Genomic DNA, 23,478 nt, shown 5'->3' with positions numbered 1-23,478 from the left:
TTGGATTCAAAGAAAATAATGGAAATCGCTGTTAAAGCAGCCGATGAAAAGCATGCTAATGACATCAAAGTTTTGAACATCAGTGAAGTAAGTATCATGGCTGATTACTTTGTAATCATGGATGCTGGTTCCCAACGTCAAGTTGATGCTATCGTTCAATCAGTTTTGGATAAAGCTTCAGAAAATGATATTGATGTGGGACATGTTGAAGGAAATCGGAACTCAGAATGGGTTTTGATTGATCTTCATGATGTAGTTATTCACGTCTTCACTTCAGAACAACGTGATTTCTATAATCTTGAAAAACTTTGGTCAGATGCTTCAGAAGTAGATATTTCTGATTTGGTAACTGAATAATGATTTATAACTCATTTGCACGAGTATATAGTGAGTTGATGGATGATTCACTGTATGCTAAATGGGCTGAATATGTTGAAAAAGAAGCCGGAACAATTGATAAGACGCTGTTAGACGTTGCTTGTGGAACCGGTGATTTAACAATCTTGTTAGCTGATAAATTTCACGTTACAGGAACTGACCTTTCCGATGAGATGTTAAAAATTGCTGAAGAAAAAGCTCAAAAGGCTAAGAAAACTATTCCCTTTATTCAAAGCAATATGATGGATTTATATGATTTTGAAAAATTCGACGTCATTACTTGTTTTGACGACTCAATTTGTTACTTAAAGGATGAAGATGAGTTGGCAGTTGCCTTTAATCAAGCATTTGAACACTTGAATGCAGGCGGAAAGTATTTATTCGATGCACATTCCTTGTATCAAATGGATGAAGTTTTTCCTGGTTATATGTTCAATCATCGAACTGAAGACTCAGCTTTTATGTGGAATAGTTTTGAGGGTGAATATCCTCATAGTATCGAACATGAATTGACCTTCTTCAATTGGAATGACAAGATTAAGGGATATTCGGTCAATACTGAGCTTCATAAGGAAAGAACTTATCCAATAGAAACGTTTAAAATGATTTTAAATGATATTGGCTTTAAGAATATCCAAGTGAGTGCTGAGTTTGGCAAATCAGAAGTGAAAAATGATTCAACAAGATGGTTCTTTTCAGCTGAAAAGTAGAGGATCTTATGACAAAAATTTATGGGTTCGTTGCGGAATTTAATCCATTTCACAATGGACATAAGTTATTTATCGATGCAATCAAACAAAAATATCACCCTGATGTATTAATTGCCGTTATGTCGGGCAATTTTGTTCAACGGGGTGATTTTGCCATTTTGGACAAGTGGAAAAGAGCAAGACTGGCAATTGAAAATGGAGTCGATTTAGTAGTCGAATTGCCACTGGCGAGTGCTGTACAACCAGCAGGCTTATTTGCTGAGGGGTCGATAAGAGTTTTGAATTCCTTGGACATCGATACGTTAGTTTTTGGAACTGAAGAAAAATTAGATTTTGATGAAATTGCTCAACAAATCTCATCCATTAAAGCTGACTTTAAACCAAATTATCAAAATAGTTCAGCTCAAAATTTGACTGATTTTTATCGTTCAAAGGGACTTGAGATTTCCAAACTACCGAATCAACTTTTAGGCTTGAATTATGTTTTACAGATCAAACAAAACCATTTTTTGATTGATACGAAAACAATTCTTAGAAACCAGTCTGATTTTAGTGCAACTAAAGTTAGAAATTGCTATATTAATGGTGAGCCAATTGCTGGATTAGTACCTAAATTGACTCAAACATTAATGAGTGAACAAAAAATTGCTACATGGGAAGATTTTTTTCCCTATTTGAAATATCAAATTCTAAATTCTTCAATCGATGAATTGCAGCAAATTTATCAGATGGTTGAAGGGTTGGAGTACAAATTAAAGAAAGAAATTGTTGATAGTGATAATTTTCAACAATTCATCGACCGAGTTAAATCAAAACGTTATACTTTGGCTCGTTTGAGACGTTTAATGATGTATACGTTATTAAATGTGAAAGAATCTGAAATTAATAATGTGAATAAAAATCCTTATTTGAGAATATTAGGATTTAATTCATCAGGTCAAAAGTATCTTAATGAATTAAAGAAAAACGACCTGAATTTAATTACTCGTGTCGGGAAAAAAGAACAAGCTGCTTTAGACTTAGAAATCAGAGCTGATAGAATTTATCAAATGATAACTAAGGAAAAGCAAGATTTTGGAAGAATACCTTACATGAAAGGGGTAAATTAATGCTAAATTGGGATGTTCAAGACGTTCGCCGTTACAAAGACAAACCTTTTGAATTTGAGGAAGAACTCGATTTAACTAAAGAGCTGACAACTCGTTCCGACGATGTTTTAGATTCAGCTCCAGTCGAAGTGAAGGGCCAATTATTCAATGATCATGGTCTAGTAATTTCAGATGTCAAAGTTAAAACAACTTTAAAAGTACCTTCAACAAGAAGTTTATTGCCAGTAGAATTACCGGTCGATATTAGAATTAATGAAGCTTATAACATTGATGATCTTGCAGAAGAAGACTTGGAGGATTACGCTGTTGTGATTTCTGTCAACGATGACAATCCAACTATTAATATTTATGAATCAGTGATTGATAATATTTTATTGAGTATTCCTTCAAAGGTCTTAACTAAGAAAGAAGAACAAGAAAATATCATGCCTTCTGGTAAAGACTGGGAAGTGATTTCTGAAGAAGATTTCAATTCGCAAAAAGAAGAAGAGCATGTGAATCCAGAATTTGCGAAATTAAAAGGTTTATTTAAAGATGATGGTGATAAGAAGTAGAGATATTTTAACTACTTCTTTTTTTCTACCCTTATTTGTTCTAATGAAATATTTCTTATAAGGTTAGATGTAAAACTAACATTAAAATAATCGTAAAATGAAGCGGTTTTATTCACTCCTTTTTTGATTTTTTGTTAGAATTAATATGTGAACAAAAATCGGAGGTAATTATTAATGGCAAAACCACAAATTGGTGTTATTGGTATGGCTGTCATGGGTAAGAATCTTGCCCTAAATATTGAGAGTAGTGGATATGAAGTTGCTATCTATAACCGTACAGGTTCAAAGACTAAAGCGGTTGTTGAGGAGCATCCAGAAAAGAAATTAGTACCTAGTTATACAATTGAGGATTTTGTAGATTCACTTGAAAAACCTCGTCGTATTATGATGATGGTTAAAGCAGGTGCTGGTACTGATGCTGTTATCGGACAACTCTTGCCTTTATTAGACAAGGGCGATGTTTTGATCGATGGTGGTAATACAAACTTCCAAGATACTATTGAACGTAACAAACGTTTGGATAAATCTGGAATCAACTTTATCGGTATGGGCGTTTCCGGTGGTGAGCTCGGTGCTCTTCACGGACCATCATTAATGCCCGGTGGCCAAAAAGAAGCTTATGATCTAGTTGCTCCTATTTTGGAACAAATCTCAGCCAAAGCTGACGAAGATGGTGCACCATGCGTTACATACATCGGACCTAATGGTGCCGGCCACTATGTAAAGATGGTACACAATGGTATCGAATATGGCGATATGGAACTTATTTCTGAAAGTTACAACTTGTTGAAGCACTTGTTTAACAATGATGTTAATAAGATTGCTGAAGTCTTCCAAGACTGGAACAAGGGTGAACTATCAAGTTATTTGATCGATATTACTTCACAAATCTTGACTAGAAAAGACGATGAAGGAACTGACGATTATATTGTCAATAAGATTTTGGACAAAGCTGGTAACAAGGGTACTGGTAAATGGAGTTCACAAAGTGCTCTTGAACTAGGCGTTCCACAATCATTGATTACAGAATCAGTTTACTCACGTTATGTTTCTGCTTATAAAGATGAACGTGTTAAGGCAAGCAAGGTTTTACCTAAGCCTGAAAAGACACCAGAAATCAAGAATGTCGATGAATTAGTTGAAAAGATCCGTAAAGCTTTGTACTTCAGTAAACTAATCAGTTATGCTCAAGGATTTGCTCAAATGAAGGCCGCTTCTGATCACTACGATTGGGATTTAAACTACGGTAAGATTGCTCAAATCTGGCGTGCTGGTTGTATCATTCGTGCTCAATTCTTACAAAAGATCACTGATGCATACGACGAAGAACCAAAATTGGACAACTTATTGATGAACGATTACTTCAAGGGTATCGTTAAAGAATATCAATCAGATGTTCGTGACGTTGTCAGCTTTGCTGTTCAAGCCGGAATTCCTGTTTCTGGATTCATGGCTGCTATCTCATACTACGATCAATATCGTTCAGAAGAACTCCCTGCAAACTTGATTCAAGCTCAAAGAGATTACTTCGGTGCTCACACATATGAGAGAAATGACAAACCTGGTACATTCCACTATACTTGGTATGAAGAACAATAATGTAGTAAAAATTTGGGACGGGGGACCGTCTCTTTTTTTGTTTAAAAAAAATAAAAATAAAAGCTTGTCTTCTTTTAATTTTTGCTATATGTTAAAATCATTAATGCATTGCCAAAAGAGAGACACATTTGAATTGATGATTAGTCTATAATTAAAGATAATTTAATATTTATGTATAGGAGATACGTATGGCTAAAATACTTGTTATTGAAGACGAAGAGAATATGGCAAAATTCGTTCAACTCGAACTTCAACATGAAAATTATGAAGTGACTGTCGAACGTGATGGTAGAACCGGCCTCGATGCAGCGTTGTCAGAAGATTGGGATTTAATCTTGCTTGATCTGATGTTACCTGAATTGAACGGTATCGAAGTTTGTCGTCGCATTCGTCAAGAAAAAAATACACCAATTATTATGATGACAGCACGTGATTCAATTATTGATCGTGTATCAGGATTAGATCACGGGGCTGACGATTATATTGTTAAACCATTTGCAATTGAAGAATTGCTTGCAAGAATCCGGGCATTATTAAGACGTATCGATTTAGATATCGATGTGACAAGAAATAACGATCAAGTTTTAAAATATAAGAACTTGGTTATTGATAAGACTACTCAAACTTTGAAGCGTAATGGGGAAGTAATTGACTTGACTCGACGCGAATATGATTTATTGAGTGCCTTAATGGAAAATGTTGGAACCGTTTTGAGTCGTGACGACTTATTGGAACGTGTTTGGGGAACAGGTTCATCAACTGAAACAAATGTCGTTGATGTTTATATCAAATATTTGAGAAATAAAATTGACCGCCCAGGAGCACCTAGCTATATCTCAACTGTTCGTGGCAAAGGGTACGTGATGCGTCGATGAGAATTTCAATCCGTTTCAAATGGACTGCTTTAATTTCAATTGTTATCTTAATGGCTTATGTTTTTGTCAGCATTATAGCGATGCGGACAGTTGATAATGTAGCTTCAGTGAATGAAATTCATGCATTTACCACCAAATTGATCATTGGTGGAGTCGTAGTTTTTATTTTAGGCGTGCTGTTGAGTTTTTATGCGGTAACGATGGTCTTAAATGATTTGAAAAAAATCAATGTGACAATCGATGCTTTGAATAAGAAACCTGATTCTGACTCTAGAATAAAAATACGTAAAAGAAATGATGAAGTTTATGATTTAACAGTTAATATCAATAAAATGTTAGATCGAATGCAAGCTTACACGAATCAACAAAAAGAATTTGTGGAAGATGTTTCACACGAATTGCGGACCCCAGTTGCTGTACTCGAAGGACATTTAAGTATGTTGCAACGTTGGGGTAAAGACGATCCCGAAGTTTTGAATGATTCAATCAATTCATCGCTTCAGGAATTAAAACGAATGCAATCCTTGATTCAAGAGATGCTAGATCTTACACGTGTTGAACAGATCGACAGTGCATATTTGGAACAGACAACTGAGGTCAAACCATTGTTTACGCAAGTTTACAATGATTTCAAAATGTTGCATCCAGATTTTGTGATCAATTTCGACGACGATATCCGTGAGGGTAGTAAAGTTAAGATTTATCGCAATCACTTGGAGCAAGTCTTAGTTATCCTATTGGATAATGCATTTAAATATTCAGCTGATCGAAAAGAAATCAATTTGGCTGCTTCGACTAATTCAGCATTGTTGGAAGTGGTCGTCCAAGATTATGGGCTTGGAATCGCTAAAAATGACCTTAAACGGATTTTTAATAGATTCTATAGAGTTGACAAGGCCCGCTCAAGAAAACGTGGAGGAAACGGTCTAGGACTTTCTATTGCCAAGCGATTGATTGAAATCTATCATGGTAGCTTGGAAGTTGAAAGTGTTGTCGGTTCTGGAACGGTTTTTAAGATTGAATTGCCTATATTACAACCAGAAGAAACAACAAAAAAAGATAAAGAATCAAAAAAGTAATTCTCAATTAAATTTGAGGATTTTTTTTAAACTCAAAAAGGCTATCAATTCATTATTGAATTGATAGCCTTTTATCATGAAACTATTTATTTTTGTTGCGATTTTGTTTGCCTTGATTTAATTCACGAATACTCTTGTGTAGTTCTTTTTCAGCTTGTGCACTTTGATTTGCAGTACCATTATCATTTGTTTTTGCACTTGAAGCTCCCGAGTTTAAAATGTCATCAAGCATTTCTTGCGTGACAACTATTTTAACTGGATTCTTTGCTAATTCAGCATCAGTTTGTTTTCTGATTCTTGGGGTAACGATGTAATTTGTAATCAATTGTTGAATCACGATTACGATACCACCGACCAAGAAGTAAAGTGCAAGAGCAGCAGTTGAAATCATTGAAATGAAGAATGTCATCATAGGACTCATGAGTAGCATTGTTTGCATTTGTTTTCTTTGTTCCTGTGGAACGATTTGTAAGGACATCCAACCTTGAATCAAGTAGAAGACGGTCGCAATAATGGCAACAATCATACTTGGTTTACCAAGAGGGATTGATAAGAAGGTAGCAGTACCGATTTGCTTTGAATATTGTACGGCTTGATAAATACCAATCAAGATTGGCATTTGAAGAAGCAATGGCAAACATCCCATACCACCGGTTAAACTTAAATTATTCTTCTTATAAACTTCCATCATTAAGCTACTGATTTTCTGTTGAGCATCAGGATTCTTAGCTTTCTTTTGTGCGTTTTGAATTAATTTCAATTGAGGTTGCACAGCACGCATTTTTTCTTGTTGCGTCGTTGATTTATATTGTTGGTTCAATGATAAAGGAACCAAAATCAAGCGAACGACAAAGGAAATAATCATGATTCCCCAAGCATATGCGTTTGTACCACCAATTATTTGTGCTGTCTTTAGAATCAAATTTTGGAACGGAATTCCTAGCCATTTGTAAATAAATCCATATGGCCCACTAGTAGGAGCGTGCAAGTTTGCGGAACTTTGAGCACATCCAGTCAAAACTAGTGTCAGTACTAAAACTAGCGACAGTACTGATATATATTTGACATATTTTTTCTTCACTTAAATAAACCACCCTTTTAATCGTATACAGAGTAATATACTTTAACTCTTTTGACGTTTCAACCAATCACAGTGAATTTCTTGTAATGTTGTAAGTCGTCAGAAAAATTATAGTCCAATTTAGTTACTTTTCCAAAGGGTGAAGGGGAAGATTTTATCCGATTAAGGAAAATATATAAGATTTTTTGGTCTCCTTCGGCCTCGATTGAAACTGAACCGTCCATTTCATTTTTCACTGTGCCAGTAACTCCCAGTTCGTTAGCTACTTGAAAAGTTGAATAGCGAAATCCAACTCCTTGAACTAAGCCATCGGCATTAATGGAAAGATGTTTCACAACTGATCACCTCAAATTCTCGAATGTGTTAATATTTATATTATAGAACAAGAGGGATGGATGATATGAAATATATTGAATCGAAAAAAAATGATGAAATCAAACAACTGAAGAAATTATCAGCTACAAAAAATATTCGTAAGACTGGAACTTATATGATTGAAGGCTTTCATTTAGTTCGTGAAGCTGACCAATATGAGCAAGAATTTGTGAAGCTCTTAGTTACGGAAAAATACGAAGATGATCGATTAGTTAAAAAATACCACGATATTGCCGTAACGATTTCTGAAGATGTTGCTAATGATTTATCAGAAACAAAGACGCCACAAGGAATCTTTGCTGTCATTAAAGTAAATGAAGAAAATGATTTAACTGACTTTTCTGGAAAGTGGGTCATGCTAGACGACGTCCAAGATCCCGGAAATGTCGGAACAATCGTCCGTACAGCTGATGCAGCAGGATATGATGGAGTAATCACAAGTTTAGACTCAGCTGATTTCTATCAACCAAAAGTTCAACGTTCGATGCAAGGAAGCCAATTCCATCTACCCATCTACCGAATGGATATTAATCGTGCTATCAACTTAGCCAAAAAGTCACAATTAAAAATTTATGGTTCACAAGTAAATGCTAAAGCAAAACCATACAATGAATTAACCAAGATTGATAATTATGCATTAGTTATGGGCAATGAAGCTCACGGAGTTACAAAAGAAGTATTAGGCGAAACCGATGAAAATATTTATATACCAATTCTTGGAAAAGCCGAATCACTCAACGTAGCAGTAGCTGCCGGAGTTTTAATGTACGGATTACAAACACTTTAGAACTTGCTAAACTTGTAAGTTTTTGTATAATCAACTATATAAATAAAATATTTAAACTTTGACGAAAAATAGTAACTGCAGATTTCATGACAGGAAGAGCCATTGACTGAAAAAGGCTTGATGAAAGAAACAGCGAATTCACTTTCTGAGTTTTTAAGTTAGTTACTATATAACTACTTGAGTGCATGTTTTTAAACATGAACTAGGGTGGTACCGCGAGTCCTCGTCCCTTTTTTAGGGATGGGGACTTTTTTTTGAGAGAGCGCAGCAGGGGCGGTCAGCCCACGAGGATTAAGACCAATATCTCAGGTGATTGCGAAGCAATCGCCAGAGATATTAGACTTAACCGGAATGGGTTGCCCCTGCGGAGCTCGTTTCAACCATATATCAGTGGAGCAATGGTTATTAAACAAGAGGACATAAAACTATTTTAAAGTTACCTCTTCCACATAACACAATCCCCAATAGTTATTAAAAAAATATCTAACATAAAAATTTCAATCAATAGAATTCAAGACCACCAAGGAGAAACAAAATGTCATTAAATGAAACACTAAAGAACCTAAGAGAAAATGGTATCGACGAAGCCAAAAAAGCTCAAAAGCTTCAAGAATTAAACGACCTAAGAGTTAATCTTTTAGGTAAAAAGGGACCTATCACTAAAGCCTTAAGAGGTATGAAAGATGTTCCTGCAGAAGAACGTCCTGAAATAGGTACCTTAGCTAATAATGTAAAAAAAGATATTCAATTGGCCATTGAAGAAAAAATGGAAGAATTGAATAAAAAAATCGTTGCTAAAAAGCTGGCTGAAGAAACAATTGATGTAACTTTGCCTTCCACTAGTCAAAATCAAGGTACAAAGCATATTTTGAATCAAACGATTGAAGACATTGAACAATTCTTTATCGGTCTAGGTTACGAAGTTGCTGGTGGCTATGAAGTTGAAGAGGACCACTACAATTTTGAAAGATTGAACATCCCTAAGAATCACCCAGCTCGTGATATGCAAGATACTTTCTATTTATCAGATGAACTTTTAATGAGAACTCAGACTTCTGCACAAGAAGGTCGTGACATGGAAGCTCATGACTTTTCAAAGGGTCCTTTAAAGATGATTTCACCAGGTGTCGTTTACCGTCGTGATGATGATGATGCTACTCACTCTCACCAATTCCATCAAATTGAAGGTTTAGTCGTTGATAAAAATATCAGTATGGCTGACTTGAAAGGTACCTTAGATGCACTTTGTCGTCACGTCTTTGGACCAGACCGTGAAATAAAATTCCGTCCAAGTTATTTCCCATTTACTGAACCATCAGTTGAAGTTGATGTTTCTTGTTTTAACTGTGGTGGAGAAGGCTGTCGTATTTGTAAGTACACCGGCTGGATCGAAGTTTTAGGTGCCGGACTTACGCACCCTAATGTTTTAAAGATGTCAGGAATTGACCCTAATGAATACAGTGGTATGGCTTTTGGTCTTGGACCAGAACGTTTTGCCATGCTTAAATATGGAATCAACGATATCCGTGATTTCTACTTAAATGATGTAAGATTCCTAGAACAATTCAAAGGAGTAAATTAAGATAATGAAGATTTCAACAAGTTGGTTAAAAGAATACATTCCAGTTACACATACAGTCGAAGAAATGGCTAATAAAATTTCTTTAACTGGGATTGAATCAAGTCCAGTTAAATTAGGAGAAGAGTTGACTGATTTAGTTGTCGGCCATATCACAAGCGTGATAGCTCATCCTAATTCAGACCACTTAAAAGTTTGCCAAGTAGATGTTGGTGAATCAGAAGAAATTCAAATCGTCTGTGGTGCTCCTAATGTGGCAAAAGGTCAATACGTTATCGTTGCAAGACATGGCGCACACTTGCCTAATGGCGTTAGGATCAAGCGTGGCAAAATCCGTGGCCAAGAGTCAAATGGCATGATTTGTGGTTTAGACGAAGTCGGCGTCCCTAGTCAATACATGCCTGAAGAATTTGCTAACGGCATTTATGTTTTCGACGACCCTCAAAAACCAGGCGAAGATGTTTATGATCTCCTTGGTTTAAAAGATGAAATGATCGATATCGATATCACGCCTAATCGTGCTGATACTTTGGGTATGCGTGGTGCTGCTTGGGAAATCGGTGCAACTTATAATGAAAAACCAACATTTAAGAAACCAGAATTGAATCAAACAAAAGTTCAAGACGATGCAGATGTCACTGTAAAAGTCGCTGAAAAAGACTTAGTACCTGATTATTTATTACGTGAGTTAAAAGGTGTAACTGTTTCTCACAGTCCGCTTTGGATGCAAAGAAGGTTGTGGAATCAAAACATCCAACCAGTTAATAATGTCGTCGATGCAGCTAACTACGTTATGATTGAATACGGTCAACCTATTCAAGCTTATGATTTAGATAAACTTCAAGATAAAGACTTAACAGTTAGGTTCGCTAAAGATGGCGATAAATTAGTATTGGATGATCAAGATAAGGTTCTTGATAAAAATGACTTGATTGTTGCTTCTAATAAGGAAATTTTAGGATTAGCTGGAGTAATTAATGGCAAAACTGCTGCGGTTGACGAAAATACGAAAAATGTTTTACTAGAGGCAGGGGTTTTTGATGGTGCCACTGTTCGTAAAACTGCTCAAAGACACGACCTACGTGGCGATGACTCTAACCGTTTTGAAAAGGGCGTTGATAATGGCATCGTTGACGAAGCACTTTTACGTGCCACTCAATTAGTTGATCAAAATAGTGACGCAACAACTATTTCAAAGGATATTGTTGGTAATTACACTAAGGCAGAACCAACTGTTATCAAAGGTAGCATTAATCATATTAATCATTTGATGGGCTTAGACCTTTCTAGTGATGAGATTCTTGATATTTTTGACCGCTTAGGTTTTGAAACAGAATTATCTGGCGATGATGTGACTGTTACGATTCCAACTCGTCGTTGGGACATGACTATCGAAGCCGACTTGGTTGAAGAAGTTAATCGAATTTATGGGTACGAGAACTTACCTAATACTTTACCTGCAGGAATGGAGACACGTGGCGGCTACAGCAAGAAGCGAGAATTAAGCAATAAGCTTCGCGATATTTTACTTGGTGCCGGCATGGATGAAGTTATTAATTTCTCGCTTTTAAGTAAAAAAGAAGTTGAAGATTTCAACACGATTCACACAGAATATACTAAGTTATTGCATCCGATGACTGAAGATCACGAATACTTACGCAACAGCTTGATTCCAGGTTTAGTTAGAAACGTGGCTTATAATCAAGCTCGTAAAAATGACAATCTCAAGATTTTTGAGCAAGCTAGAATATTTGACCGTCCAACTGGTCAAGCTCGTCCAAATGAAGTATCTTATATTTCAGGTGCTGTCAGTGGAGATGTCGTAGTCGATTCATGGAATACTCAAGCTCAAAAAGTCGATTTCTATTATGTTAAGGGAATCGTGGATGAACTATTGTCATTTACCAATAGCGATGCCACATTTAGTTATGAAGCTACTGATGAATACAAAAACCTTCACCCAGGTCAAACAGCTAAAATTTTAGCTAACGATCAAGTAATTGGTCTTATTGGTAAGTTGCATCCTGATTATCAAAAATCCCAAAATGTTTCGGATACGTTTGTTTTTGAATTGAATATCGATCTATTGTATGAATTGAATTCTAAGAACGTAAAAGCTCAAAGTGCGCCTAAATATCCTGCTGTAACTCGTGATTTAGCTATTTTAGTTGGAAAAGATATTAATAATAGTCAAATTATTGCTGACATTTTCGCTAATGGCGGCAAATACTTGCAAGATGTTAATATCTTTGATGTCTATCAAGGTAAAAATATTCAACCAAATCACAAATCACTTGGTTATCACTTAGAATTCTTAAATCCTAACGATACTTTAACTGATGAAGAGGTTGAAAAGGCATTCTCACTTGTTAAAGAAAGTTTGGTACAAAAATTTAACGTAGAAATTAGATAATTATGCTGAAACTAATGGTATAATTCTAATAAATTAACTCGGGAGGCTGTGTCTTGAGCCAGAAGGATGATAAAAAAGAAGCATTGAAACGTGAATCGGGTGAAAAAGTAAAAACCCGAGCTCAAGAACGTTCAGTAGCTAATCATATAGCTTATTGGATAGTAGGGGTGATTGCTGTTTTAGCAGTAGTCGTTGCTATTATCGGCTTCAATTATGTAAACAGTTCATTGCAACCTTACAATGAAAAGAGTAAGGAAACGATAGTCGTTAAAATACCAATGGGGTCTTCGACTAAAGAGATTGCTAAAACACTTGAAAAAGATAAGATTATTAAGAGTGCAACAGTTTTCAATTTTTATACGAAAGCTCAAAACTACAATAATTTTCAGGCTGGTTATTTCAAATTCAAACAGTCGATGGATATGAGTCAAGTCGTTAAACAGCTTCAAAAAGGTGGTACGGCAGAAGTCCCAGCTGGTGCATCTACTGATTCAGTGTTAGTTCGTGAAGGTGTTACAATTGACGAGATTGGTGACCAAATTCAAAAGAGTACTCATTTTAAGAAGAAAGATTTCTTGAAATTAATGAAAAACAAGAAATATTTGAAGCAACTTCAAAAGAAGTACCCTGAATTATTGGATTCAACCATGGCTAAAAAGAATGTTAGATATCATTTGGAGGGTTATTTATTCCCTGCGACTTATGGAATCTACAAAGGTTTGACTTTGAAACAATTAGTTAACCAAATGGTTGAAAAAGAGAATCAAGAACTAGAACCTTATTACGATAAGATTAAGGAGAAAGGTCTGACGGTTCAACAAACTTTGACTTTGGCATCATTAGTTGAACGTGAAGGTGTTAAGAACTCTGATCGTAGAAAGATTGCTGGCGTGTTCTTCAATCGTATTGATATTGATATGCCAATTCAATCTGATATTTCTGTCATGTATGCTTTGAATAAGCATAAGACGAAGTTATCAAGAAAAGATGTTAGAGTAAAATCTCCATATAATCTCTATAAACATGCAGGTTATGGTCCTGGACCATTTAATACTCCAAGTCTTCAAGCAATTGAAGCTACTTTGAATCCTGCAGATAGAGATGAAAATTATCTCTACTTTGTTGCAAGTTTGAAGACAGGTAAGGTATATTATTCACATACATTAGAGGAACATGAGAATAAGAACTCTTCATTAGGTCAATAATGTATAATTAAATAGAAAAATAAATGTCATCTAATCACAGTAGATTAGATGACATTTTGAAATTAGATTAAATAATTAAAAGGAAGTTTTTAAAAATGGCAGACAGAAGTTATCCAATGACAGCTCAAGGTAAGAAAGACCTAGAAAAAGAATTAGAAAACTTGAAGAAAGTTAAACGTCCGGAAGTTATCAATCGTATTAAAATTGCTAGAAGTTTTGGTGATCTTTCAGAAAACTCTGAATACACATCTGCTAAGGATGAACAAAGTGTGATTGAATCAAGAATTTCTTCAATCATTGAACAAATTCAATATGCAAAAGTAATCGATGCTGATGAAGTTGCTGAAGATGAAATTTCAATCGGTAAAAAAGTTACTGTTCAAGAAGATGGCGAAGAACCAGATATTTATACAATCGTTGGTTCATCAGAATCTGATCCTGACTCTGGCAAGATTTCAAATGATTCCCCAATTGCTAAGGCATTATTAGGCAAGCACGTAGGCGATACAGTAACTGTTGAAACACCTGTTGGCAGTTACGATGTGAAAGTCAAAGCCGTGGAAGTTGCTTAATGAAGACGTTTTCTGCTATGTTTATCTTAGTAAAATATTGAGGTGAACATGATGAAAATAGAGTTAACTGACAAAGCAACGCAATGGTTTGAAAAAGAATTAGATTTAGTACCTGGTGATGGAATACATTTCTACGGTAAGGTCTATGGCAAAACAATGGTTCATGAGGGATTTTCAATAGCAATGCGTAAAGAAAAACCTGTCGATCCTGTAGCAGATACAGTCATTGATGGTGTATCATATTACATAACTGACAGTGATACTTGGTTTTTTGCAAGATATGATTTGTTAGTTGATTATGATCCTGATCTTGATGGACCAAAGTATATTTTTAAATCGAATGAATAATCGTTCGTTTTTTTGAAGGATAAATATGAGAAGAATACTGGATATAATAAAGAAAAGAACAGGTAGTCAAGCGAAGTCTACTATTCCATTTCGACTAAACCTGCTTTTTTTTATTGTCTTTGTTCTATTCGCAATGCTAGTTGGACAGCTTGCTTATTTACAGATCGTTTATGGTGGTAAATTTCAAGCAGAAGTTGATCGAACAGATAAGACAGTAATGACAGGCAGTGTCCCTCGTGGGATGATTTATGATTCAAAAGGTAGACTTTTGGTTGGGAATTCAACTGAAAATGCTATTTCTTATACGAAAAGTGGAAGCGTCAGTTCATCTGATATTTATACGATCGTTAATAGATTAACTAAATATATGTCAGTTGAAGTTGATGATTTAAGTTCACGTGACAAAGCTGATTATATTTTGTCAGCTCCTGGGAAATCAGATAAAGTCACTAAACAGATGCCTAAATCGCAACGGGTAAATTCCGATGGGGATGCTTTATCCTCTAGTAAACTTTATAATAATGAAGTTAAGTATATTGAGAAACAAGGTATTCATCTAAATAAGAAAGATTTGCAACGTGCGACATTGTTTAAAAAAATGAGTGCTGCTTATTCATTATCAACAGTTTTCCTAAAAGATAAGGATCTTACTTCTAGAGAAATTGCTCAAGTTAGTGAGCACTTGACTGAACTTCCAGGAGTAAGTATTGGAACTAACTGGAATCGTGAATATCCACAAGGTAAATCAATTGCAAGTATTATCGGTGGGGTATCTACTGAACAACAAGGTATTCCAGATAGTGAATTGAATACGATGCTTGCTGCTGGTTATTCACGAAATGATCGTGTCGGTACTAGTTATCTAGAAAAGAGTTATGAATCGATTCTTGCTGGAACTAAGAGTCAACGTGAAGTCCAAGTTGGTTCAAATAATCAAATTAAAAAGAGTAAATTAGTTTATGGTGGTCAAAAGGGTGGAAACCTTAATTTGACGATTGATTCAAAATTCCAAAAGAAAGTCCAAGCGGATCTTAAGGAACAATATGATGCTGCTAAATCAGCAGGTATTACTCAATACTCAGATGGTGCATATGTTGTGGCAATGAATCCTAAGACTGGAGCTATTTTAGCAATGGCTGGAATTCACAATAATCCTAAGACAGGTAAGACTTCTGAAGATGCTTTAGGTGTCATTAACAGAACCTTTGTTATGGGTTCTGCTGTTAAAGGTGCTACTGTTTTAGGTGCTTTGATGGATGGAGTTATTACGCCATCAAATAATACAATTGCTGATGAACCGGTTTATCTACCAGGTACAGCGGTTAAAAAATCTGTTTATCCAATTGGTACTTTTAGTAGTTTAACTGCTGAGCAAGCTCTACAATTTTCTTCCAATGAGTATATGATGGCTCTAGCAATGAAGGAAGGACATGCCAAATATGTTCCAAAGGAATCATTAACGTTAGATTCAGATATTTTCTCGAAGATGAGAGGTTATTTCAATCAATTTGGGTTAGGTGTCAAAACTGGTATTGATATTTCTGGTGAAACAACAGGGATCGAAGGTTCAACTAGAAATAGCAGTGGTCAATTGAAGACTGGTTCTGCACTTGATTTGTCCTATGGTAACTATGATGCCTATACCTTAATTGAAATGGCACAATACATTTCAACAATTGCTAATGGTGGTTATCGTCTAAAGCCTTATATTGTTCAATCAATTCAAAAGACTAAGGACAACGGTAAGAAAGGTGCTTTGACATCAGTTACTAAACCATCTGTCTTGAATAAGGTTGGGTTCACCCAAGATGAGTTGAATGTCGTTAGAAAAGGTATGTATGCCGCAGTTCATGGTAGTGGTTATTGGACAACAGCTACTAAATTAGCTGATATAAGTCCTTCAGTTGCTGCTAAAACTGGTACAGCTCAATCATTCTACTACGACCCTGATAATCCAAGTTCAGATCCACCAGAAACAATTACAACTAGTCTAGTTAGTTTCGGTCCTTATAAGAATCCTAATATTGCTATGGCAATTGTATTTCCTAATTTAACTAGTGAAACAGGTAGTTATCCAAACTTGCTGGCAAAACAAATTTATACTGACTACTTTAAGATGACAGGTCAGAAATAATCTGAATTTGACCTTTTAAAATTACTGAAAAAATGATATATTTAATTAGTTGAATTTAGTTAAGTTTTATGAAAGGATGTTCCAAAGATGAGAGTAAACATAACAATGGAATGTACTTCATGTCATGAACGTACATATCTAACAAGTAAAAGCAAACGTAACAATCCAGATCGTCTTGAACTAAAGAAATATTGTCCACGCGAACGTACTGTTACTTTGTATCGTGAAACAAAATAAACAACAGGTTAAACCCCTGTTGTTTTTTTTTCTAAGGAGTGATGATTAGTTGGATAAAGTAAGCTTTAGAAAAAAACAGATTGATTTAGTTAGCGACTTTATGAAGTCTGACAAAGCTCAAAAAGAAATCAATAATCTTTATTTTCAATTGTTTAATAATCTTGATTTTCAAAATTCGTCAAGTATCGGAATCACTTTGAGTATGAACGATGAGATTCCGACTTTTCCAATCATTAATCAATGTTGGGAAATGGGAAAAGAAGTATATATTCCAAAGACTTTTTCTGATTATTCAATGACGTTTGTTAAATATACCCAAGATACAGAACTTGAGGATAATTATTATGGAACAAGTGAACCAAAGAATTATCAAACTGATGTCATGAATCCACCAGACTTATTGATAACTCCTGGACTTGCTTATTCTAGTGATAAGAATCGTTTGGGAAAGGGATTCGGATGTTTTGATAGATATTTGGCGAAATATCCAACTAAAACGCTTGCTTTAGCGTTATCAATTCAATGTTATCAAGATACGCCTTGGCCAGTGTATGTTTTGGATAAAAAAATTGATGACATAATAATTTCTTCGGTGGACCAAAATGCAGATATTCAGTAGACAAAATAAAGCCTATGTAACGTGGACCCTCTTGGCCATAACAATTGTTGTATTTTTGATAGAGACCTTCATTGGAGGCTCACAAAAATACAGCACTTTGATTTTAATGGGGGCAAAAACTAATTGGTTAGTACAAGCTGGTCAGTGGTGGCGATTATTTACTCCAATATTTTTACACATTGGCTTCTTCCATATTTTAATGAATGGGTTTACACTGTTATATGTTGGTCAAGTTTTAGAACCTATTATCGGTCATTGGCGATTTTTAGCGATTTATTTAGTAAGCGGCGTTACTGGAAATTTGGCAAGTTTTGCTTTTGGAGCAAACAACGCTATTTCAGCGGGGGCCAGTACTTCCTTATTTGGGATGTTTGCAGTCTTTTTAGCACTTGCTGCGATCTATCGTGAGAATCGTTTTATTATCGAATTAGGAAAAAGTTTTTTGGCATTGATAGTTATCAATTTATTGATGGATCTAACTATGAGCGGGATTGACATTTGGGGTCATGTTGGTGGCGCTCTTGGCGGGTTGTTGTTGGGATACGGTTTATCCGTTCCAAAAAGCAGACGGCCTAAAATGATTTATCGAATAATTTCAATAATAGCTGTTTTTGCCATCGCTTATTTTATGTATGCAAAGGGTATGATAGTTTATGGATAATATGAGCTTTAGAACCCTCTATGATGTACAACAATTATTGAAAAAATTTGGGACTTTCGTTCACCTTGGTAAGAGACTTTGGGACATCGAACTCATGTTTATCGAAGTAAAAAAGTTGTATGAAAATGAAATGATCGACAAACAGACCTTTATACGTGCTCAATTGGTCTTAAAAAGGGAGCACAGAAAAGAAGAAGAAAAGGACAGATCAAAGTGACAGACAAAAAGTTAATCGGTGTTGACCTTGGTGGTACAACAATTAAATTTGCTATTCTTACTGATAAAGGTGAGATTCAACAAAAGTGGAGTATTGAAACAAATATTCTTTCTGACGGACAATTAATTATTCCAGATATTATTGATTCTATTAATCACCACATTGAGATGTACGGTATGACTTCAGACCAATTTGACGGAATTGGATTGGGTTCACCTGGTACAATCGATCACGCTAAAGGCACAATCAAAGGTGCTTATAACCTTAACTGGACTAATGAAGTTTATCCAGTTTGTGATATCGAAAAGGGCACAGGTCTTCCTGTAACAATTGAAAATGATGCTAACGTAGCTGCTTTGGGTGAAAAATGGCAAGGTGCTGGTAACAACGCTGATGATGTTGTCTTTGTAACTCTTGGTACTGGTGTTGGTGGTGGTATCATCGCTAACGGTAAATTGATTCAAGGTGCTAATGGTGCAGCTGGTGAAATTGGTCACGTTACTGTCGATCCTAATGGCTTCATGTGTACTTGTGGCAAGAGAGGCTGTCTTGAAACAATTGCTTCTGCTACTGGTATTGTACGTGTTGCTAGAGATCGTGCTTCTGAATATGCTGGAGATTCAAAACTAAAGGCTATGCTTGATGATGGTCAAGATATTTCTGCTAAAGATGTTTTTGATTTGGCTAAAGAAGATGACGATTTAGCTTTGATCGTAGTTAACTATGTTTGTGAATCATTAGGATTTGTTTTAGGTAATATTGCAAATACTTTGAATCCCAAGTATATTGTTATTGGTGGTGGAGTTTCTGCTGCTGGTGATTTCTTGTTGAACAAAGTTGACAAGGCTATGCGTAAAAACGAGTTTGCTACTATCAAAGATTCAACTAAATTGAGATTAGCAAGTCTTGGAAATGGTGCAGGAGTTATTGGTGCAGCTTCATTGATTAAAGTTGATTAGGGGTTTTTGTTAATGCAAGTTTTGAATACAGTTTTGTACATTATTGTCATTGGTTTTATAATCTATTGGGTTGGTTCATGGCTCTACTTTTGGTACAAAGGTAGACAAATGAAGGGCTCATTGGATCAAGAAACTTTTGAAACGACGATGCGAAAAGCTCAAATTGTTGACTTGAGAGAGAAAAATGCATTTGACTCAAAACATATTTTAGGTGCTAGAAATTTGCCTTATACTCAATTGAAATATAATGAAGGTGAGTTAAGACCTGATCTTCCAGTGTATCTTTATGGAGATAGCAAAAATATTTGTGTTCGTGCAGCTCTAAAGTTACAAAAAAAATGGGGCTTTGAGGACGTTAAGTGGTTAGAGGATCGCTTTTCCGATTGGGAAGGAAAGACTAAAAAAACTACTAAAATATAAAAAAATGCTGTGCAGAAAAAATTCTGGCACAGCATTTTTTTAGTATAATTGTTATAATGATTAGCCTTGATGTGCTTGTAAACTCTTACGGTTAGCACGTTTACGGTTAGCTTCGATACGGTCATTTTCCTCAGTTTCAGGTTCGATTACCTTCTTTTTGAAGGCATGTAATGCTCCATATACTGCTGTAGCTGTTGTTAATGAGCCAACAAGGAAGCCTTTAACAAAACGTAGATGTTTTTGATTTTTTGCCATATTACTATTCCTCCTGTCTTTAATTCCCATTATGGCGTATTTCCTTTAAAATATCTATCAAAGACTGTTCAAAATGAGGTGTTTTTTTGATAAAAGTAGTTGCGATTGTAGGACCAACCGCCGTTGGTAAGAGTGCATTAGGTCTAAAAATAGCACAAAAATTAAATGGGGAAATAATTTCTGGCGATTCAATGCAAATTTATCGTAATTTGGATATTGGAACAGCCAAAGATTCTCCTGAAGAATTGAGATTAGTTCCACATCATTTGGTCGATATTTGTAATCCAGATCAAAGATATACAGTTAAAGATTTTCAAAAAAAAGCGCGTGATATCATAACCAAACTGGACGCGGAAAATAAATTGCCGCTGGTCGTTGGAGGAACTGGTTTTTATTTGAGTTCTTTGATAAATAATTTGAATCTTGGCGGGAAGAATTCCGGTTCTTCCGTTAGGCCAAAATTATTGGCAATTGAGCAAAACGGCGGGATTGAAGAATTGCAATCAGTGCTCAAAAAACTAGATCCAGTAGCCTTTGATAAGATTGATATTGATAATCCACGCAGAGTGATGCGTGCAATTGAGGTTATCAAGACGACTGGGGCTTCGATTACTTCCCAAAATGATGGCTCTAAATGGGCTGATTTTTATTTAGTTGGATTAAACGATGATCGTCCTAAATTATATGACCGAATCAATCGTCGAGTTGATAAAATGGTTGATATGGGCCTTTTGGATGAAGCAAAGTATGTTTATGACCATCGTGATGAATTTTTGCAAGCTAAAAATGGCATTGGTTATAAAGAATTATTTCCATATTTTGCTGGGCAAAGCGATTTGAATACTTGCTTATTTGAATTAAAAAAGAATTCGCGTCATTTTGCTAAACGTCAACTGACCTATTTCCGCAATCAGATGGATGTCGATTGGTATAATATTAGTGAAGATACCAATTATCAAACAACGATTGAAAATAAAATTGTTAAATTCATGGGGGAAAATAGTAATGAGTAGATGGAATGCTGACTTTCCGGATAAGTTGAAGTCACTGATAAAAGATGTGGATTTGATGATTGCTCCAAAATTAATGGAAATTGATGAACAAGTTTTGGATAATCAGAATAAGGTTTTAAAAGCCTTTCGAAAAGAGAGTATTGATGAAAGCAGTTTGTTGGGTACGACTGGCTATGGGGATGATGACCGAGGACGTGATCAATTAGAAGCTGTGTATGCCGATGTCTTTAAAACCCAAAAGGCTCTAGTTCGTCCACAGTTCGTTTCTGGAACCCATACCCTTGCAACTGTCTTGTTTGGATTGTTACGGCCAGGAGACAACCTTTTATACGTCACTGGAGAGCCTTATGATACGATGCAAGAAGTAATTGGGACTGCCGGTAATAAAAAGGGTTCTTTAATTGATTACAAAATTGGTTTCGATTCGGTCAAAATGAAGGGCGATAAGGTTGATTTTGATTTAATGAAGCAAAAAATCAAAGAACAGCATCCTAAAGTTATCGCTATTCAAAGATCTCGAGGCTATTCAACGCGCAAAAGTTTAACCGTTTCTGAAATAGCAGAGATTATTAAGCAAATTAAAACAGTCACGGACGCTATAATTTTTGTTGATAATTGCTATGGAGAATTTTCAGAAACAATTGAGCCCACAGAAGTTGGAGCAGACATCATGGCCGGTTCTTTGATTAAGAATGCTGGCGGTGGCTTAGCGAAAACTGGAGGCTACATCGTTGGTAAAAAAGATTTAGTCGAACTAACAAGCTATCGTTTGACGGCACCGGGAATAGGCGCTTTTGAAGGAGCCACGATTGACCGTCTTAGTGAAATGTTTCAAGGATTTTTCTTGGCTCCGCGAGTGACAGGCAATGCTATTAAGGGCGCAATCTTTGAAGCGGCTATTTTTGAAAAACTTGGTTTGAACGTTTCGCCTAAATGGGATGCCGACCGGACAGATTTGATTCAGACGATTGAATTCAACGACCCGGACAAGATGATAAATTTTGCCAAAATGGTTCAGAAATTTTCGCCAATCGACTCCAATGTTTCACCAGAACCTAGTGCAATGTCAGGCTACGAAGATCAAGTCATTATGGCTGCCGGAACTTTTGTCTCTGGAGCAAGTATTGAATTCTCATGTGATGGACCAATGCGTCCCCCATATATAATTTATATTCAGGGCGGTTTGACCTATGAACATGTAAAAATTGCAATTGCTAATGCTTGTAAAGAACTGTTTTTTTCATAAACTATATAAAACATTAATTCAGAAAAAGAATTGATGTTTTTTTTGCTTTGAGTCAGTTTTTGAAAGCTATGATATAAATTTTATGAAACTAGAATCTATATAGTATTGTTTCACAGAACATTCTGAATAAAGAGGCCTATTATTTAAGTAAAAAGCGAACAATAACTGGGTATTTTCATAAATTGTCTATAATTAAGGATTCTTTTAAAAGAATTTGCAGTAAGACTACATTTATTATGAAAATTATTTTTAGCAAAATAATAAACGCCTATTTAAAAGTTTAATCAAGGATTATCTTAGGGGTGGCTAAATTAACAATTAAGTTAGACTATGGAACCGTTTAGTTTAATCTTTTGAGTAACAAAATAAATTACTCCGAACTATTACAAGTTTTAAAAATAAAATAGTTTGTTTCTATTGATTTTTATTTAAAAGCGTGTAGAATAAGAAATCATAAAAGTAGGAGGTAAACAATATGAGATATAAAGTTACTTTAGATAATAAACGTCAATTGTTTACCGTATTCGATAAGAAAAACACTCGGGTTTCTGCATGCGGTAAGTCAATTGAAGAAGCTATGAACAAAATATTGAAGTTGAGCGCATAAAACTGGTTTAAGGTGAATCGTTTATTACTAATTTTGTGAGTATCAATACAATTAGGTTACAACTTCTTTAAAATACAAAACTTCTAGTAAATAAATGATATATTAAATGAGCAACGAGAGTTGCATTTTATCCTCAACAAAATAGAGAAGCTCCTTTCAATTTTTTGAAAGGAGCTTTTTTTGTGGTTTCATTTGAAAAGAACTAGACTACTTTTGAAATGTTATAAAAAGGGGTAGTGTCGATGCAAGAAAGAAAGCTTCATCGAAAGAATGAAACCAAGCAGTGGCGAGTGATTCAACAACAAGAACTAAAAAAATTGGCTGTTCGTCAAATTAAGTTGATGGCAGTTTACATAAGCAGTTAGATCATAATTGGTCTAGCTGTTTTTTATTTGGCTGACGAGCTTGCTCGGAGCCAAAAAATTTGAAGATTGATACGCTTAATA

At 35.4% G+C, this 23,478-nt stretch carries 27 protein-coding genes; 24 read left to right on the top strand and 3 right to left on the bottom strand.

The genetic code is table 11. From position 1 onward, the window contains the following. The 7 genes from rsfS to FHL05_RS04035 all read left to right on the top strand — a co-directional run bounded on the left by rsfS (position 1) and on the right by FHL05_RS04035 (position 6,304). Positions 1-357, top strand: coding sequence for a ribosome silencing factor (gene rsfS / locus FHL05_RS04065; protein WP_153385883.1), 357 nt, complete (start codon positions 1-3; stop codon positions 355-357). Next, positions 357-1,088 carry a class I SAM-dependent DNA methyltransferase gene (locus tag FHL05_RS04060; RefSeq protein ID WP_153385884.1) on the top strand — a complete coding sequence of 244 codons (732 nt, stop codon included), beginning with the start codon at positions 357-359 and terminating at the stop codon, positions 1,086-1,088. Before rsfS ends, FHL05_RS04060 begins: the two co-directional genes overlap by 1 nt. Before the next feature lie 8 nt (positions 1,089-1,096). Then, complete coding sequence (locus tag FHL05_RS04055; protein ID WP_153385885.1) at positions 1,097-2,197, top strand: nucleotidyltransferase; 1,101 nt, start codon at positions 1,097-1,099, stop codon at positions 2,195-2,197. Beyond that, positions 2,197-2,751 (top strand): YceD family protein, encoded by a 555-nt coding sequence (locus tag FHL05_RS04050; protein ID WP_153385886.1) that lies wholly within the window; start codon positions 2,197-2,199, stop codon positions 2,749-2,751. The genes FHL05_RS04055 and FHL05_RS04050 overlap by 1 nt, the downstream gene beginning before the upstream one ends. Before the next feature lie 174 nt (positions 2,752-2,925). After that, the gene (gene gndA / locus FHL05_RS04045) at positions 2,926-4,350 is read left to right on the top strand and encodes an NADP-dependent phosphogluconate dehydrogenase (RefSeq protein ID WP_153385887.1); all 1,425 of its coding nucleotides are present in this window, start codon (positions 2,926-2,928) and stop codon (positions 4,348-4,350) included. A 188-nt stretch (positions 4,351-4,538) separates the two neighbouring features. Next, positions 4,539-5,225, top strand: coding sequence for a response regulator transcription factor (locus FHL05_RS04040; protein ID WP_153385888.1), 687 nt, complete (start codon positions 4,539-4,541; stop codon positions 5,223-5,225). Next, positions 5,222-6,304, top strand: a complete 1,083-nt coding sequence (locus FHL05_RS04035; RefSeq protein ID WP_153385889.1) for a sensor histidine kinase — start codon at positions 5,222-5,224, stop codon at positions 6,302-6,304. The genes FHL05_RS04040 and FHL05_RS04035 overlap by 4 nt, the downstream gene beginning before the upstream one ends. An 82-nt stretch (positions 6,305-6,386) precedes the next feature. Here the strand turns inward: FHL05_RS04035 and yidC are convergent, their stop codons facing one another. Next, on the bottom strand, positions 6,387-7,385 hold the full coding sequence (yidC, locus tag FHL05_RS04030) for a membrane protein insertase YidC (protein ID WP_162000201.1): 999 nt from the start codon (positions 7,383-7,385) through the stop codon (positions 6,387-6,389). Positions 7,386-7,444: 59 nt separating this feature from the next. Further along, a complete protein-coding gene (locus tag FHL05_RS04025; RefSeq protein ID WP_162000200.1) occupies positions 7,445-7,720 on the bottom strand; it encodes an acylphosphatase in 276 nt (91 codons plus the stop codon). 65 nt (positions 7,721-7,785) lie between these two features. Here FHL05_RS04025 and FHL05_RS04020 point away from each other — a divergent pair, with 65 nt between their 5' ends. The 13 genes from FHL05_RS04020 to FHL05_RS03960 all read left to right on the top strand — a co-directional run bounded on the left by FHL05_RS04020 (position 7,786) and on the right by FHL05_RS03960 (position 19,911). Beyond that, entirely contained in the window at positions 7,786-8,547 is a 762-nt protein-coding gene (locus FHL05_RS04020; RefSeq protein ID WP_153385890.1) for a TrmH family RNA methyltransferase, read from the top strand. 535 nt (positions 8,548-9,082) lie between these two features. Beyond that, on the top strand, positions 9,083-10,129 hold the full coding sequence (pheS, locus tag FHL05_RS04015; RefSeq protein ID WP_153385891.1) for a phenylalanine--tRNA ligase subunit alpha: 1,047 nt from the start codon (positions 9,083-9,085) through the stop codon (positions 10,127-10,129). A 4-nt stretch (positions 10,130-10,133) separates the two neighbouring features. Further along, complete coding sequence (gene pheT / locus FHL05_RS04010) at positions 10,134-12,539, top strand: phenylalanine--tRNA ligase subunit beta (protein ID WP_153385892.1); 2,406 nt, start codon at positions 10,134-10,136, stop codon at positions 12,537-12,539. A 53-nt stretch (positions 12,540-12,592) separates the two neighbouring features. Further along, positions 12,593-13,744, top strand: a complete 1,152-nt coding sequence (gene mltG, locus FHL05_RS04005) for an endolytic transglycosylase MltG (protein ID WP_153522100.1) — start codon at positions 12,593-12,595, stop codon at positions 13,742-13,744. Positions 13,745-13,839: 95 nt separating this feature from the next. Continuing rightward, entirely contained in the window at positions 13,840-14,316 is a 477-nt protein-coding gene (gene greA, locus FHL05_RS04000) for a transcription elongation factor GreA (RefSeq protein ID WP_153385894.1), read from the top strand. A gap of 51 nt (positions 14,317-14,367) precedes the next feature. Continuing rightward, positions 14,368-14,664, top strand: a complete 297-nt coding sequence (locus FHL05_RS03995; protein WP_153385908.1) for a HesB/YadR/YfhF family protein — start codon at positions 14,368-14,370, stop codon at positions 14,662-14,664. A gap of 37 nt (positions 14,665-14,701) precedes the next feature. Beyond that, complete coding sequence (locus tag FHL05_RS03990) at positions 14,702-16,798, top strand: peptidoglycan D,D-transpeptidase FtsI family protein (RefSeq protein ID WP_420838734.1); 2,097 nt, start codon at positions 14,702-14,704, stop codon at positions 16,796-16,798. Positions 16,799-16,885: 87 nt separating this feature from the next. Then, on the top strand, positions 16,886-17,035 hold the full coding sequence (gene rpmG, locus FHL05_RS03985; RefSeq protein ID WP_153385896.1) for a 50S ribosomal protein L33: 150 nt from the start codon (positions 16,886-16,888) through the stop codon (positions 17,033-17,035). Between the two features lie 49 nt (positions 17,036-17,084). Continuing rightward, positions 17,085-17,654 carry a 5-formyltetrahydrofolate cyclo-ligase gene (locus FHL05_RS03980; protein WP_153522096.1) on the top strand — a complete coding sequence of 190 codons (570 nt, stop codon included), beginning with the start codon at positions 17,085-17,087 and terminating at the stop codon, positions 17,652-17,654. After that, complete coding sequence (locus FHL05_RS03975) at positions 17,638-18,315, top strand: rhomboid family intramembrane serine protease (RefSeq protein WP_153385898.1); 678 nt, start codon at positions 17,638-17,640, stop codon at positions 18,313-18,315. Before FHL05_RS03980 ends, FHL05_RS03975 begins: the two co-directional genes overlap by 17 nt. Next, positions 18,308-18,532 (top strand): YqgQ family protein, encoded by a 225-nt coding sequence (locus tag FHL05_RS03970; protein WP_153385899.1) that lies wholly within the window; start codon positions 18,308-18,310, stop codon positions 18,530-18,532. Before FHL05_RS03975 ends, FHL05_RS03970 begins: the two co-directional genes overlap by 8 nt. After that, a complete protein-coding gene (locus FHL05_RS03965; RefSeq protein WP_162000199.1) occupies positions 18,529-19,491 on the top strand; it encodes an ROK family glucokinase in 963 nt (320 codons plus the stop codon). The genes FHL05_RS03970 and FHL05_RS03965 overlap by 4 nt, the downstream gene beginning before the upstream one ends. A gap of 21 nt (positions 19,492-19,512) precedes the next feature. Further along, positions 19,513-19,911: a rhodanese-like domain-containing protein gene (locus FHL05_RS03960; RefSeq protein ID WP_162853726.1), complete on the top strand. Its 399-nt coding sequence runs from the start codon at positions 19,513-19,515 to the stop codon at positions 19,909-19,911. A 60-nt stretch (positions 19,912-19,971) separates the two neighbouring features. Here FHL05_RS03960 and FHL05_RS03955 read toward each other — a convergent pair whose 3' ends face one another. Further along, positions 19,972-20,166: a DUF3042 family protein gene (locus tag FHL05_RS03955; RefSeq protein ID WP_153385901.1), complete on the bottom strand. Its 195-nt coding sequence runs from the start codon at positions 20,164-20,166 to the stop codon at positions 19,972-19,974. Positions 20,167-20,252: 86 nt separating this feature from the next. Here FHL05_RS03955 and miaA point away from each other — a divergent pair, with 86 nt between their 5' ends. The 4 genes from miaA (at position 20,253) to FHL05_RS12685 (ending at position 23,397) form a co-directional block, all read left to right on the top strand. Then, positions 20,253-21,179 (top strand): tRNA (adenosine(37)-N6)-dimethylallyltransferase MiaA, encoded by a 927-nt coding sequence (gene miaA, locus FHL05_RS03950; RefSeq protein ID WP_153385902.1) that lies wholly within the window; start codon positions 20,253-20,255, stop codon positions 21,177-21,179. After that, entirely contained in the window at positions 21,172-22,425 is a 1,254-nt protein-coding gene (locus FHL05_RS03945) for a methionine gamma-lyase family protein (RefSeq protein WP_153385903.1), read from the top strand. Before miaA ends, FHL05_RS03945 begins: the two co-directional genes overlap by 8 nt. A 475-nt stretch (positions 22,426-22,900) precedes the next feature. After that, on the top strand, positions 22,901-23,032 hold the full coding sequence (locus FHL05_RS12690) for a hypothetical protein (protein WP_272950457.1): 132 nt from the start codon (positions 22,901-22,903) through the stop codon (positions 23,030-23,032). A 242-nt stretch (positions 23,033-23,274) separates the two neighbouring features. Beyond that, on the top strand, positions 23,275-23,397 hold the full coding sequence (locus tag FHL05_RS12685) for a hypothetical protein (protein WP_274596048.1): 123 nt from the start codon (positions 23,275-23,277) through the stop codon (positions 23,395-23,397). Positions 23,398-23,478 lie beyond the last annotated feature (81 nt).

This window comes from Companilactobacillus halodurans, from assembly GCF_009600995.1.
GTDB lineage: Bacteria > Bacillota > Bacilli > Lactobacillales > Lactobacillaceae > Companilactobacillus > Companilactobacillus halodurans.
The sequence above is the reverse complement of the archived record's forward strand: the minus strand, read 5'-3'. Positions and strand labels throughout refer to the sequence as shown.